Consider the following 14,221-nt stretch of genomic DNA (forward strand, 5'->3'; position numbering starts at 1 on the left):
GAACGCCGCCGGGCGGCCGCGACCGGTGAGGGTCGCGGCCGCCCGGCGGACGGACTTACGCGGCGGGGTTGAGCCGCAGCGAGATCGAGTTGATGCAGTAGCGCTGGTCGGTCGGCGTGGGGTAGCCCTCGCCCTCGAAGACGTGGCCGAGGTGCGAGCCGCAGTTGGCGCAGCGCACCTCCACCCTCGTCATGCCCAGGGTACGGTCCTCGATCAGCTCCACGGCGTCGGAGTCGGCCGGGTCGTAGAAGGACGGCCAGCCGCAGTGGGACTCGAACTTGGTGTCGGAGCGGAAGAGCTCCGCCCCGCAGGCGCGACAGGAGTACACGCCTTCCGTCTTGGTGTCGGTGTACTCACCGACGAAGGGACGCTCGGTGCCGGCCTCGCGCAGGACCGCGTACTCCTGCGGGGACAGCTCCGCACGCCACTGCTCGTCGGTCTTCTTCACTTCATACGACATGGACGTCCTCTCAGCTCTCGAGCCGGGCGAGAATCAGCGGCCCCAGATCGGTCACGTCGCCCGCACCCATCGTTAGAACGAGATCACCCGCCTTCGCCATTCCTGCCACCACATCGGGAATCGCCGCCCGCTGGTGCCCGGCCGCCACGTCGGCCCCCGCCGCCCGGGCCGCCTCGATGATGATCTCGCTGGTCACCCCGGGAATGGGGTCCTCACGGGCGGGATAGATGTCCAGCACCACCGACGCGTCGGCCGCCGCCAGCGCCGCGCCCATCTCCGCGCCCAGCTCCCGGGTCCGGCTGAACAGGTGCGGCTGGAAGACCACCAGGACCCGCGGGTCCCCGCCGCCGTCGGGCCGGGGGGTGCCGGCGACCGCGCCGCGGATCGCCTCCAGATCGGCGGCCATCTCCGTCGGGTGGTGGGCGTAGGAGTCGATCACCTGGACCCCGGCCGCCTCGCCCTTGAACTGCAGGCGCCGCCTGACCCCGGTGTACTGGGCGAGGGCCGACGCGAGATTGCGGGCCGGGGCGCCGACGGCGATACCGGCGGCGAGCGCGGCCACCGCGTTGTGGGCGTAGTGCCGGCCGGGCACCGAGACGGTGAAGGTCATCATCCGGCCGTCGAGCACCACGGTGACCTCGCTGGTCAGCCCGCGCGGGCTGATCCGGGTGATCCGCAGATCGGCGTCCTCGGACTCGCCCACGGTGACGATCTTCAGCGAGCTCCGGCCGCGCAGCCGTGACGTCAGCTCGACCGCGCCGTGCTGATCGGCGGAGATCACCAGGGTGCCGCCCGGCCGGACACCGCGGGCGAACGTCTCGAAGGACTCGTAGATCTCCTCCAGGGACGCGTAATTGGCGTGGTGGTCCAGCTCCACATTGAGGATCACCGCGACCTCGGGCGCGTAGGCGTGGAAGCTGCGGTCGCTCTCGTCGGCCTCGGCGACGAAGATCTCGCCGTCGCCGTGCCGGGCGCTGGAGCCCGGCACGTCCAGGTCGCCGCCGATCACATACGACGGCTCCAGACCGAGGGCGGTGAGCGCGACGGCCAGCATCGAGGTGGTGGTGGTCTTGCCGTGCGTACCGGCCACCGCGATCGGCCGGCCGCTCTCCATCAGGGCGGCCAGTGCCTCGCTGCGGTGCACCACCGGGACACCGCGCTCCCCGGCCGCGGCCAACTCCAGGTTCTCCGCCCGGATGGCGCTGGAGACCACCACGGCGGTGGCGTCCGGGGCGAGGTTCGCCGCGTCGTGGCCGATGTGCACGGTGACACCCAGCGCCCGCAGCGCCTCGACCGTCTCCGACTCCTTGGTGTCGCTGCCGGCCACCCGCGCCCCGCGCTGGGCGAGGAGCTTCGCGACGCCCGACATTCCGGCGCCGCCGATGCCGATGAAGTGCGGTCGCTCCAGGGCGGGGGGAACGGACGGACTCATGCGCGGGTCTCCCGGGGTGTTCTACTGCCGTACTGACTGGACTGGCTGGGGGTGCGTGAACTGGCTCGACCGGCTCGCGACCGGGCCGGACGTGCCCGGGCCGGCCGGACCGGCTGCCCGGAACCGACTGGCAGGCCCGATTCTTGCATCCCGCGACCGCCGCCCGCGGACAGCGTTGTGGACAACCGCGCGGACGCGTTGCCGGCCCCGGTGCCGGCTGCCGCGCCCGCCCGCCGTCACCGGGGCCCGGGAGCCCCGGGGCGGGTGCCGGTCACTCCTGCTCGGCGAAGAGCTTCAGCACCGGGACGCCGACCTTGTGCCGGGCCCGGGAGGTCCAGTCGCGGTGGAAGAACTCCTCCACGAAGTGCGGTGCGGTCAGCACGATCACCTCGTCCGCGGCGCGCTCCTCCACCACCGCGCGGAGCGCGTCCAGGGGATGGGTCTCCACCACCTTGCCGTCCGCCTCGGCGCCGGCCTGCCGCAGCACCTCGATCGAATAGGCGAGCGCCTTCTCGGCCGGCGGGACGGCGTCCGGGCCGTGCGGGACCACGTTCTCCCGGGCCGCCTCGTCGAGATGGCCGAGCGCCACGTCGTCCACGGCCCGCAGCAGGCGGTCCTGGTCGCCGCGGGGCTGCATGAGGACGAAGAAGGAGACCGGCTCGTCGCCGTGGAGGGTGGTGAGCATCTCCACATCGGCGGCGGCGAGCGGCTTCTCGATCATCAGCACGGTCGTGAACGTCGTGAACACGGACGGGTCCTTCCCTCTCGTCGCTCCCACGTCAGCCACCCCGTCAATCCCCCCACCTGTCCCCATGTCGATCCCCCCATCGGTTCCGGTGTCCGCTCCTGCATCCGTTCCCACATCAACTCCCACATCAACTCCCACATCGCTCCTGCGCCGCTCTCATGTCGCGCTGTCGAGGCTCTCCGGGGGCTCCCGCGCGGGCTGTCTCACCGGCTTGCCCGGGAGGACCGGCCGCATTCGGCCACCGGATCGCCTCACCTCCATCCTGCCCCGATCTTCACCCGGCACGGCGACCCGTGTCGCGGTGCGAGGGTATGTGCGGGGGTACGCGCGAGGTATGCGGAACGGAGGATTCCGCTTTATCCGCCCTTTGTGGTCAAGACCGCACGTAGCGGGTGAAGAGGAAGCCGTCCTCCTCCAGGATCGACAGCGGCCGGAAGCGGGCCGGGGGCAGCACCCGCCGGCCGTTGATGATCCGGGGCGCGTCCCCGCCGGCCAGGATCGGGGAGACGGTCAGGCACACCTCGTCCAGCAGGTCCGCCGCCGCGAACTGGGCGAGGATCCTCGGACCGCCCTCGTGCAGGAGCCGGGTGTAGCCGAGGTCGCCGACCGCGCGGACCACCAGGGCCGGGTCGACGCAGTCGCCCTCGCCGGCGATCACCACCCGGGCGCCGGCCGCGCGGGCCTCGGCCAGCGCGCTGTCCGGGGCGCCGGCCCCGGTCAGCACCAGCGTCGGGACCAGGGGCGCGGTGAAGAGCGGCGCGCCGAAGTCCAGATCCAGCCGGCGGGAGATCACCCCGATCGCGGGCGCCGGGCTCTGGCCGAGCGCGGCGCGGCGGGCGGCGAAGGCCTCCCGGGCCTTGGCCGGCCGGTAGACCTCCTGGCGTACGGTCTCGGCGCCCACCAGGACCAGGTCGCACAGAGCCCGCAGCGTGCCGAAGATCCGCATGTCCGCCGGGGAGGAGAGCGGGGCGGACTTGCCGTCGGCCCGCGCCGCGCCGTCCAGGGAGCCGACCATGTTGGCCCGCAGATAGGGCGTGCCGGGCGACCGGTCGGCGGGATAGGCGTAGGCGTCGGCGAGGCCGAGCACGGTGTCCAGGGCTCGCTCGTCCGTCGGGTCGGACTCCTGGCGGGGGAAGAGCCGCTGCATGGCGAGAGTCTCGCACGGCCTCGCCCGTAACGGGCGGCCCATTAAGCTGGGCAACCGTGCCCACCAGCGTGATGTCCGAGGGGAGCTCGATGACGACCGGGCCCGTAGCGCTCAGCGAACGTCGGCCGGAGGTGGAGGTGTCGCGCCTGGTCGCGGACATGGTCCCGCCGCCGCGCTTCGACTCCGTCCGTTTCGACACGTACGTGCCGGACCCGGGACAGCCGAGCCAGACCGCGGCGGTGAAGCGGCTGACCGAGTTCGCCGCGGCGCTCGGGGCGGAACGGGCCGGGGGCCGCAAGAAGTGGTTCCGCCGGGAGCCGGCGGCGCCCCCCGCTCCCGGCGGGGTGTACCTCGACGGTGGATACGGGGTCGGCAAGACCCATCTGCTGGCCTCGCTGTGGCACGCCACCGACGCCCCGCCCGAGCGGAAGGCGTTCGGCACCTTCGTGGAGCTGACCAACCTCGTCGGCGCGCTGGGTTTCCGGCAGGCTGTGGCGGCGCTTCGGGGCCACCGGCTGGTCTGCATCGACGAGTTCGAGCTGGACGACCCGGGTGACACGGTGCTCGTCTCCACCCTGCTCGGCAGGCTCGCCGACGCCGGGGTGAAGCTGGCCGCGACCTCCAACACGCTGCCGGGCCGGCTCGGCGAGGGCCGGTTCGCCGCCGCCGACTTCATGCGGGAGATCCAGGGTCTGTCGGCCCGGTTCACCTCGCTGCGGATCGACGGCGAGGACTACCGGCACCGGGGTCTGCCGGAGGCTCCCGAGCCGTACACCGACGAGCAGGTGACCGCGGCGGCGCACCGTACGCCCCGCGCGGCGCTCGACGACTTCGGGGCGCTGACCGGGCACCTGGCCACCGTCCATCCCAGCCGCTACGGGGCGCTGTGCGACGGGATCGGGGCGGTGTTCCTGCGGGGCGTCGAGCAGATCACCGACCAGGCCACCGCGCTGCGCCTGGTGGTGCTCGCCGACCGGCTCTACGACCGGGAGGTGCCGCTGATGGCCTCCGGGACACCCTTCGACCGGCTCTTCAGCGCGGACATGCTGGCCGGCGGATACCGCAAGAAGTACTTCAGGGCGGTGTCCCGGCTGACCTCGCTGGCCCGGGACGGCGAACGGCTGAGCGTCGGGGGCTGAGGGCGCGCGCTACGCCGGTCGGGGGCCCGCCGAAGCCGTGGCGTGGCGGGCCGTCCTCGGCGGGCGCACGATCAATGGCATGGCCAAATCGACATCAAAGGGCACCTCGAAGGACTCGAAGGGCTCGAAGCACCCGTCGAAGGGTGCGGCGAAGGACGCGGCGAAGAGCACACCGAAGCAGGGGCACACGTCGTCCTCGGCCGAGGGCGGCGCACCGGACCGCTCAGGCGCGGGTCTCCGTTCCCTGCTGCGGATCCCGCCGCACAGCGGCACGGTCGACCTGATGGCGTACGACCCGGCGGCCACCCCGGGCGGTCCGAAGGACAAGAAACACGGGCTCGCCGACATCGAGAGGATGCGGCCGCGGCTCGCCGAGCTCCAGGAGCGGCTCTTCGCGTCGAGCGTGGCCGGGGACCGGCGCCGGCTGCTGCTGATCCTCCAGGGCATGGACACCTCGGGCAAGGGCGGCACCCTCAAGCACGTGGTCACCGGCCTCAACCCGGCCGGCGTCCGGGTCCGTGCCTTCAAGGCGCCCACCGCCGAGGAACTCCGCCACCCCTTCCTCTGGCGGATCCGCAACGCGCTGCCGCACGCCGGCGAGATCGGGGTGTTCGACCGCTCGCACTACGAGGACGTCCTGGTCGCCCCGGTGCGCCGGCTGGTACCGCGCGCCGTCTGGAGCCGCCGCTACGCGACCATCGACCGCTTCGAGCGGTCGCTCGCCGACGAGGGCGTCACCGTGGTCAAGGTCTTTCTGCACATCGGCTATCCGGAGCAGGGCAGGCGGCTGCTGGCCCGGCTCGACGAGCCGGCCAAGCACTGGAAGTTCAACCCGGGCGACATCGAGGACCGGGAGCTGTGGCCCGCCTATCAGGCCGCCTATCAGACGGTGCTGGAACGCTGCTCGACCGAGAACGCCCCCTGGTACCTGGTCCCGGCCGACCACAAGTGGTACCGCAACTGGGCGATCAGCCGACTGCTGCTCGAACACCTCGAAGAACTCGCCCCCTCCTACCCGGAGGCGGACTTCGACGTGGCCGAGAACCGGCGTCTGCTGCTGGCCACGACCTGAGCGGGCACCCTTCGGCAGGGTGCCCGCCCGGTCCGCCGGGTCCGGTCAGCCGGAGCACGCGGTGCGCTGGGCCTCCTGCCACGCGCACACCGGGCACAGCGTCGCGCCACGCGTGCTGGCGGGATACTCCGTCGGCTCGCCGCACAGCACGCAGTCGGCGAGCGCCGCGCCGTCCTCGGCCGGGCGCCGCGAGGCGTCCGGTGCCGCTGTCGCCGCGGGACTCCCGGCGTCCCGCGCCGCCCGGATCTCCCGGGCATCCTGGTCTGCTCGATCTGTCGCGGTCATGCTTCCACCGTAACGCTCTCGGCCCGCAGCACGGCGGCCCCGCGGGCAGGCAACCGCACGGCCGGGCCAGGCAGCAGCTTGCACTCCGGGCGAGCCAGCACGACCTGGCAGGGAACGTCGAGCGGCATCTGGGCCGCCGTGTCGGAGAAGTTGACCAGCACGCGGAACGGGCCGCGGGCCACCACCAGGGTGCGGCCCCCGGCGGTCGCGGCCACCGTGTCCAGCCGCGGATCGGTGAGCGCCGGCTCGGCCCGGCGCAGCGCGATCAGCGCCCGGTACCAGTCGAGAAGCTCCCGGTGGGCGGCCTTCTCCGGCTCCGCCCAGTCCAGGACGGAGTTGTCGCGGGTGGCGGGGTCCTGGGGGTCGGGCACATCCTCCTCGGCCCAGCCGTGCGAGGCGAACTCCCGCCGCCGGCCCCGGGTGATGGCCGCGGCCAGTTCCGGGTCGCCGTGGTCGGTGAAGAACTGCCAGGGGGTGGCCGCGCCCCACTCCTCACCCATGAAGAGCATCGGGGTGAAGGGCGCGGTGAGGACGAGCGCGGCGGCGGCGCCGAGCTGGTCGAGGGTCAGCCGGTCGCCGGTGGCGCGGTTGCCGATCTGGTCGTGGGTCTGGCTGTAGGCGAGCAGCCGGTGCCCGGACACCTCGCTGGTGTCCAGCGGGCGCCCGTGGTGCCGGCCGCGGAAGGACGACCAGCTCCCGTTGTGGAAGAAGCCGTGGGTGAGGACCTTGGCGACCGCGCCGGGGCCGGCGGCGGCGAAGTCGGCGTAGTAGCCCTGTGCCTCGCCGGTGACCGCGGTGTGCACGGCGTGATGGAAGTCGTCGCTCCACTGGGCGTGCAGGCCGAGACCGCCGGCCTCGCGGGGCGCGGTGGTGCGCGGGTCGTTGAGATCGGACTCGCCGATCAGGAACAGCGGGCGGCCGAGCGCCGCCGAGAGCCCGTCGACCGCGGTGGACAGCTCCTCCAGGAAGTGCAGCGCCCGGGTGTCGACCAGCGCGTGCACCGCGTCGAGCCGCAGGCCGTCGAGCCGGTAGTCCCGCAGCCAGGACAGGGCGCTGCCGATCAGGAAGTCCCGCACCTCGTCCGAGCCGGGCGCGTCGAGATTGACCGCGTCGCCCCAGGGCGTGTTGTGCAGATCGGTGAAGTACGGACCGAACTTCGGCAGATGGTTGCCGGAGGGCCCCAAGTGGTTGTGCACCACGTCGAGTACGACACCCAGGGAGTGCTGGTGCGCCGCATCGACAAAGCGCTTCATCGCTTCCGGGCCCCCGTAGGGCTCGTGCACCGCCCAGAGCGAAACCCCCTCGTATCCCCAGCCGTTGGTGCCGGGGAAGGGGCAGACCGGCATGATCTGGACATGGGTGATGCCGAGCCGGGCCAGATACGGGAGGCGTTCGATCGCCGCGTCGAAGGTGCCCTCGGGGGTGAAGGTGCCCACGTGCAGTTCGTAGAGGATCGCGCCCGGCAGGCCGCGGCCCGGCCAGGGCGTCTGCCAGCGGAAGAGGTCATGGTCCACCACGGCGCTGGGGCCGTCCGGGCCGGTGGGCTGGCGGCGCGAGCGCGGGTCGGGCAGCGCGGGCCCGCCGTCGAGCACATAGGCGTAGCGGGCGCCGTCGGCGGCCGGCAGGTCGGCCTGCCACCAGCCGGCGCGCGACGGGTCGGGGCGGAGCGTCTCCGATCGGCCCTCGATCGAGATCTCCACCTGCTGGGCATTGGGTGCCCATACCTCGAACAGCACGCACGGCTCCCGTCTGATGCGATCGGTCGGCGATCGGTTTCTGCTGCGGTTCTATCGGGTCGTGCCGGGTGGTACCGGAATCCCGGCCCTATGCATGCCCATGCCCCGGGCACCTCCATGCCCGGGCCGTGGCCTGATCCGGCCGAAATCCCGGCGGTCCCGCCCAGGACCGGTACCGCCCGGCCCGGTCCTGCCCGCCCCCGAGCGACGACTACCCCGCTTCGGCCCTGTCCACCACGCGGCGCCGAACCGTCAGCTCAGCGGTGTGAAGGGTTCCCCCGAGGCGGCCACCGGCAGATACTCCGGGAAGCTGCGGCCGACCGAGGTGTGCAGCCGCTCCACCAGAGCCGGCGCGGCCGGGCGACCGAGGCCGAGCAGCTCCGCCACCCGGTCCCGGCGCCGGTCCAGATCGGGGAAGGTCGAACGGTATTCGGCCTCCAGCTCGACCAGCGGGAAATCGCGCCCAGGGAGGCAGTCCTGCCAGTACGGCAGGCCGATCAGCAGCTCCAGCGCCTCGGGCAGCGACTCGGCGATCAGGCCGCCCTCGCCCTCCGAACTGGCGTAGAGCACCGGTCGGTCGGTCCCGTGCCCGACGCCCACCTGGTAATATGTCCCGCCGCCGCTGTCCCCGGCGATGGCCTGGAGCGGAGCGCCCGAGCGCAGCCGTATCTCCTCGCCGTGCCCGGCCCGCGAGGGCTCGAAGTCACCGGGCCAGGCGAGGAACTCCTCGGCCTCCGGGATGCCGAGCAGCCGCCCCAGCAGCGAATCCGTATCCGTCTCGATGGTCGTCATGCCACGGAACGTAACAGCGGGGTCTGACAATCGATCGTCCCGCCGCGGCCGCGCCTCGCCCGGCGCGCTCCCACTCCTGGCGGAAAGCGACGGACGAGGGGTGGCCGGAAAGCGCCGGGCCGTGCTCGGGGAGAACGCCCGACCCGCGGCGCCTGTCGGGGCACCGCGGGTTCGACGGGATTCGATAGATTCGACGCGTTCGACCGGCTCGACGGGCTCGACGGGCTCGACGAGATCACCGTGCCGACCGAACGCCAGATCCGGCGGATCGGCGCGGACGGACAGCCGCCGAAGGATCAGCTCGGCGCGTCCGGCGACGTCGGCGAGACGTCAGCGAGGTCACAGTGAGGTCAGCACCTCAACTCCGCGTGACCTCGGTGAGCAGGGCCACGGGGGAGTCCGCCAGCAGCTCCGCCAGCGGTACCCGGCCCTCGTAGGTACCCCCGCCGAGCTGTTCCCGCCAGCGGCCCGGCGGCAGGGTGAGCGCGGTGTCACGCCAGCCGCCCGCGTCCTCCAGCCGGCGCGACAGCCGGGTGACCGCGGTCAGCGCGCCGCCGCCGCGGACGAAGGCCACACAGTGCTCCGCCGCCGGTCCGGCCGCCGCCAGCCGATCGTACGCGGCGCCGGGGCCGTACCACTCCGGATGGTCGCGGCGCAGCCGCAGGGCGACGGCGGTCAGCCGCAGCTTGGCCTCGTCGAAGGAGCCGGGCGCCCGGCCGGCCAGCAGGCCGCGCAGCGTGTCGTGGCTGCCGGACCGCTCGACGCCGGCGACGGGGCCGTTCATCGGCTCGCGGTTGTCCGGGTCCACCAGGGTGCGCACCGGCCACTCCGTGCCTTGGTAGACATCGGGCACGCCGGGCATCGTCAGGTGCAGCAGCGCGGCGCCGAGGACGTTCGCCGCCGCGTAGTCGGCCAGGCCGCGGGCGAAGTCCTTGACCTGCTCGACCTGGGCGCCGCCCGGCCCGCGCCCGGCGAAGTCGGCGACGGCCTGCTCGTAGGCCGCGTCCTGCTCGGTCCAGGTGGTGTGCAGACCGGCCTCGCGGACCGCCTTCAGCGCTGCCGCGACCAGCCGGTCGTGGTGGCCGGAGTCGAGGCCGACGCCGGTCTGGAAGACGGTGTAGGCGGTGTGCCGGTCGGGCGCCGGCTCGGCGCCGGGCGCCGCGAGCTTCCCGAGCCACTCCCGCCAGGCGCCGGGCACCTCGGTCAGCACCGCGAGGCGCAGCCGCAGATCCGCGCTGTGCTTGGTGTCGTGGGTGGACAGCACGGTGCCGGAGCCGGGCCGTTCGCGGCCCAGCCGCTCGCAGTACGCGTGGAACTCGGCCGGTGTGGTGTCCGGCTCGGCCGGATCACGGCCCACCTCGCAGAGCGAGAGCAGCGGCACATACCGGTAGAAGGCCGCGTCCTCGACGGACTTGGCGTGCAGCGCGGAGGCGACCTGGGCGAAGCGGGCGATGAAGTCCGCGGTGTCGGGCGTGTCGGCCCTGTCAGCCGGGTCAGCCGGGTCAGCCGGCTCGGCGGTGACCTCGGCCTGTACGGCGGCGGCCTGCTCCGGGTCGCCGCCGGCCCGGCCGAGCGCCAGGTCCCGGACGAAGTCCAGCGCCGGCCACAGCTCAGGGGCGCTCGCCTCCCGGGCCTCCCTGGTCGCGTGCTCCAGCATCGCGGTGTCCTCCGGCGTGGCCGGGACGCCGGGGACGACGTACGCGCGGTAGACGGGCACCCGGACCAACAGCGCCTGGAGCGCCTCGGTGAGCAGTTCGGGCGGGAAGAGCGCCTCACCCGGAAGGGCGGCGCGGGCCCGCTCGGCGGTGCGGCGCAGCCGGGAGACCTCGGTGGCCAGGTCGTGGGTCACCACCCGCCGCGCCGCCCGGCCCACGGTCGGCGCCCACCGGCCGCCGAGATCGTCCTCGATCCCGGTGAACTCGCGGTAGAAGTCGCTGACCTCGGCGACCCCCGCCGGATCGGTGAAGAGCCCGTCGATACGGTCGAGCGCGTCGTACCCGGTGGTGCCGGCGCACGCCCAGTCCGCGGGCAGCCACTCGTCGCGCTGGAGGATCTTCTCCACCACCGTCCACCGGCCGCCGCTCGCCTCGGCGAGCCGCCGCAGATAGCCGGCCGGGTCGGCGAGCCCGTCCGGGTGGTCGATCCGCAGGCCGTCCGCCACCCCCTCGCGCAGCAGCCGCAGCACCGTCGCGTGACTGGCCTCGAAGACCTCCGGGTGCTCCACCCGGATCGCGATCAGATCGGAGATGGTGAAGAAGCGGCGGTAGTTCAGCTCGGTCCGCGCGTCCCGCCAGTACGCCGGGCGGTAGTGCTGCGCGGCCACCAGTTCCGGCAGCGGCAGGTCCTCGGTGCCCGGGCGCAGCGGGAAGCGGTGGTCGTAGTAGGCCAGCGCCCGGCCGCCGGCGGCCTCGTCGTCCACCAGCGACATGCCGCTCAGCGCGTCCGCCAGCGGCTCGCCCAGCACCGGCAGCAGCACCTTGCCGTCCTGGGCCGACCACTCGATGTCGAACCAGGACGCGTAGCGGGAGGACGGGCCGTCCCGCAGCACCGCCCAGAGCTGGGGGTTGAGGTGCTGCGGGACCGGCACCGCCATGTGGTTGGGCACGATGTCCAGTACCAGCCCGAGGCCGTGCTCCCGGGCGGTACGGGACAGCGCGCGCAACCCCTGCTCGCCGCCCAGTTCGGTACGGACCCGGCTGTGGTCCACCACGTCGTATCCGTGGGTGGAGCCGGGTACCGCCTCGAGCACCGGGGACAGGTGCAGATGGGTCACGCCCAGGTCGGCCAGATAGGGCACCGCCGCCGCGGCGTCGGCGAAGGTGAAATCGGGCTGCAACTGCACCCGGTACGTCGAGCCGGGTGTCACGGAGTCTGCGGTCATGGGGTCTTGTCTACCCCGGATCGAGGTCGTCGGCGCGTGCTGTTCGTCTCCCTCGCGCCGGCTCAGTCGGCCGGCCGCTGGAGCACCACCACGCTGCGGTCGGCCAGCAGCAGCCGATCGCCCGGCTGGACCCGTTCACCGGTGCCCGGCGGCACTCCGTCCGGCCGCTCGGTGTCCACCACCAGGTACCATCCGTCGCCGTGGGCCTCCGGCACCACGAACTCGTGCGGTTCGAACGACGCGTTGAACATCAGCAGGAAGGAGTCGTCGGTGATCGTCTCGCCGCGCGTTCCCGGTTCGGAGATCGCGTTGCCGTTGAGGAACACCACCAACGTCTGGGCGTGCGCCGCCTGCCAGTCGTCCTGGGTCATCTCCTGACCCGCCGGGGTGAACCAGGCGATGTCGGACAGCTCGCCGCCGGCGCCCTTGGTCGGGCCGCCGTGGAAGAAGCGGCGGCGGCGGAAGACCGGGTGGTCCCGGCGCAGCCACACCATGCTCTTGACGAACTCGTGCAGTTGGAGCGCCTCGTCGTTCTCGTCCGAGGTGCCCCGCTTGCCCGGCCAGGGAAGCCAGGACAGCTCGTTGTCCTGGCAGTACACGTTGTTGTTGCCCTGCTGGCTGCGGCCGAACTCGTCGCCGTGCGAGATCATCGGGACGCCCTGGGAGAGCATCAGGGTGGCGATGAAGTTGCGCATCTGCCGACCGCGCAGCGCCCGCACGCCCTGGTCGTCGGTCTCGCCCTCGACGCCGCAGTTCCAGGACCGGTTGTGGCTCTCGCCGTCCCGGTTGCCCTCGCCGTTGGCCTCGTTGTGCTTGTCGTTGTACGACACCATGTCGCGCAGCGTGAAACCGTCGTGGCAGGTGACGAAGTTGATCGAGGCCAGCGGGCGCCGGCCGTCGTCCTGGTAGAGGTCGGAGGAGCCGGTGAGCCGGGAGCCGAACTCGGCGATGGTGGCACTCTCGCCGCGCCACAGGTCCCGTACGGTGTCGCGGAACTTGCCGTTCCACTCGGTCCACAGCGGCGGGAAGTTGCCGACCTGGTAGCCGCCGTCGCCGACGTCCCACGGCTCGGCGATCAGCTTCACCTGCGAGACCACCGGGTCCTGCTGGACCAGGTCGAAGAAGGCCGAGAGCCGGTCCACCTCGTGGAACTGCCGGGCCAGGGTGGCCGCCAGGTCGAAGCGGAAACCGTCCACGTGCATCTCGGTCACCCAGTACCGCAGGCTGTCCATGATGAGCTGGAGCACGTGCGGATGGCGCATCAGCAGGCTGTTGCCGGTGCCGGTCGTGTCCATGTAATAGCGCTTGTCGCCGGTCAGCCGGTAGTACGACGCGTTGTCCAGGCCGCGCATCGACAGCGTGGGGCCGAGGTGGTTCCCCTCCGCGGTGTGGTTGTAGACCACGTCGAGGATCACCTCGATACCGGCCCGGTGCAGCGCGCGCACCGCCGTCTTGAACTCCAGCACCTGCTGGCCGCGGTCGCCCAGCGAGCAGTAGTCGTGGTGCGGGGCGAAGAAGCCGATGGTGTTGTAGCCCCAGTAGTTGACGAGCCCCTCGTCCACCAGGCGGTGGTCCTGGATGAACTGGTGCACCGGCATCAGTTCCAGCGTCGTCACGCCGAGTTCCACCAGATGGCTGATCACGGACGGGTGGGCGAGCGCCGCGTAGGTGCCGCGGATCTCCTCCGGGAGGCCCGGGTGGGACATCGTCAGGCCCTTGACGTGGGCCTCGTAGATGACGGTCTTGTGGTATTCGATCCTGGGCGGACGGTCGTCCGCCCAGTCGAAGTACGGGTTGACCACGACCGAGGCCATCGTGTGCGGGGCCGAGTCGAGATCGTTGCGCGAGTCGGGCTGGCCGAAGCGGTAACCGTAGACCGCCTCGTCCCAGTCGATATTGCCGCTCATGGCCTTGGCGTACGGGTCCAGGAGCAGCTTGGCGGAGTTGCTGCGGTGCCCGTTCGCCGGATCGTGGGGACCGTGCACCCGGAAGCCGTACCGCTGCCCGGGCATCACCCCCGGCAGATAGGCGTGGCGGACGAAGGCGTCCGCCTCCCGCAACTCCACGGCTGTCTCGGAGCCGTCGTCGTGCAGCAGGCACAACTCGATCCGCGACGCCACTTCGGAGAACACCGCGAAATTGGTGCCCGCCCCGTCGAAGGTCGCGCCGAGAGGATAGGAATGACCCGGCCAGGTTTGCATGTGATGACTCTTCCACTCCGTAACCGGACTACACCTTCCGTTCGGCATACCCGGAAGTCATGGCGGCGATGTCGGGGCGGGCGGTGATGTCGGCGACATTGGTTGCGTTGGTTGCGTTGGTTGCGTTGGCCGGGTTGGCCGGGTTGGCCGGGTTGGCCGGGTTGGCCGGGTTGGCGAGGGGGAGGGAGCATCCTGCCATCCGGCTCCGGCCGAAAGTGACCCGGAGACAACAGGCGGCGATCGCAAGCGTGATGAGGTTGTCCGGTAGTAGTCAAGTAGGGTCGATACGGCTGCGACGCCCCCCGCACCGCAGTACCCTTCCTTGATC

The 14,221-nt window shown here is 72.2% G+C and carries 12 protein-coding genes; 2 read left to right on the forward strand and 10 right to left on the reverse strand.

Features of this window, described 5'->3' with window-relative positions:
* Positions 1 to 55: 55 nt before the first annotated feature.
* The 4 genes from msrB to OG519_RS27120 all read right to left on the reverse strand — a co-directional run bounded on the left by msrB (position 56) and on the right by OG519_RS27120 (position 3,787).
* A complete protein-coding gene (gene msrB / locus OG519_RS27105; protein ID WP_405589064.1) occupies positions 56 to 460 on the reverse strand; it encodes a peptide-methionine (R)-S-oxide reductase MsrB in 405 nt (134 codons plus the stop codon).
* Positions 461 to 470: 10 nt separating this feature from the next.
* Positions 471 to 1,892, reverse strand: a complete 1,422-nt coding sequence (gene murC / locus OG519_RS27110; protein WP_405589067.1) for a UDP-N-acetylmuramate--L-alanine ligase — start codon at positions 1,890 to 1,892, stop codon at positions 471 to 473.
* Positions 1,893 to 2,163: 271 nt separating this feature from the next.
* Positions 2,164 to 2,613, reverse strand: a complete 450-nt coding sequence (locus OG519_RS27115) for an indole-3-glycerol phosphate synthase (protein ID WP_405593037.1) — start codon at positions 2,611 to 2,613, stop codon at positions 2,164 to 2,166.
* A 400-nt stretch (positions 2,614 to 3,013) separates the two neighbouring features.
* A complete protein-coding gene (locus tag OG519_RS27120; RefSeq protein WP_405589069.1) occupies positions 3,014 to 3,787 on the reverse strand; it encodes a pyrimidine reductase family protein in 774 nt (257 codons plus the stop codon).
* A 71-nt stretch (positions 3,788 to 3,858) separates the two neighbouring features.
* On the opposite strand from OG519_RS27120, the gene zapE reads away from it, so the two are divergent.
* Together zapE and OG519_RS27130 are read left to right on the forward strand one after the other, a co-directional pair.
* Positions 3,859 to 4,926 (forward strand): cell division protein ZapE, encoded by a 1,068-nt coding sequence (gene zapE / locus OG519_RS27125; RefSeq protein ID WP_405593039.1) that lies wholly within the window; start codon positions 3,859 to 3,861, stop codon positions 4,924 to 4,926.
* Between the two features lie 79 nt (positions 4,927 to 5,005).
* Positions 5,006 to 5,998 carry a PPK2 family polyphosphate kinase gene (locus OG519_RS27130; protein WP_405589072.1) on the forward strand — a complete coding sequence of 331 codons (993 nt, stop codon included), beginning with the start codon at positions 5,006 to 5,008 and terminating at the stop codon, positions 5,996 to 5,998.
* A gap of 45 nt (positions 5,999 to 6,043) precedes the next feature.
* Here OG519_RS27130 and OG519_RS27135 read toward each other — a convergent pair whose 3' ends face one another.
* From OG519_RS27135 to OG519_RS27160, 6 genes are all read right to left on the reverse strand, one after another.
* Positions 6,044 to 6,283: a hypothetical protein gene (locus tag OG519_RS27135; protein ID WP_405589075.1), complete on the reverse strand. Its 240-nt coding sequence runs from the start codon at positions 6,281 to 6,283 to the stop codon at positions 6,044 to 6,046.
* A complete protein-coding gene (treZ, locus tag OG519_RS27140) occupies positions 6,280 to 8,019 on the reverse strand; it encodes a malto-oligosyltrehalose trehalohydrolase (RefSeq protein WP_405589077.1) in 1,740 nt (579 codons plus the stop codon). Before treZ ends, OG519_RS27135 begins: the two co-directional genes overlap by 4 nt.
* 252 nt (positions 8,020 to 8,271) lie before the next feature.
* Complete coding sequence (locus OG519_RS27145) at positions 8,272 to 8,811, reverse strand: hypothetical protein (RefSeq protein ID WP_405589080.1); 540 nt, start codon at positions 8,809 to 8,811, stop codon at positions 8,272 to 8,274.
* Positions 8,812 to 9,169: 358 nt separating this feature from the next.
* Positions 9,170 to 11,692, reverse strand: coding sequence for a malto-oligosyltrehalose synthase (gene treY, locus OG519_RS27150; RefSeq protein ID WP_405589083.1), 2,523 nt, complete (start codon positions 11,690 to 11,692; stop codon positions 9,170 to 9,172).
* A 62-nt stretch (positions 11,693 to 11,754) separates the two neighbouring features.
* Entirely contained in the window at positions 11,755 to 13,893 is a 2,139-nt protein-coding gene (glgX, locus tag OG519_RS27155) for a glycogen debranching protein GlgX (RefSeq protein ID WP_405589086.1), read from the reverse strand.
* 28 nt (positions 13,894 to 13,921) lie between these two features.
* Positions 13,922 to 14,092 (reverse strand): hypothetical protein, encoded by a 171-nt coding sequence (locus OG519_RS27160; RefSeq protein WP_405589089.1) that lies wholly within the window; start codon positions 14,090 to 14,092, stop codon positions 13,922 to 13,924.
* Positions 14,093 to 14,221 lie beyond the last annotated feature (129 nt).

Origin of the sequence: Streptomyces sp. NBC_01190, from assembly GCF_045039895.1 — a bacterium.
Classification (GTDB): Bacteria; Actinomycetota; Actinomycetes; order Streptomycetales; family Streptomycetaceae; genus Actinacidiphila.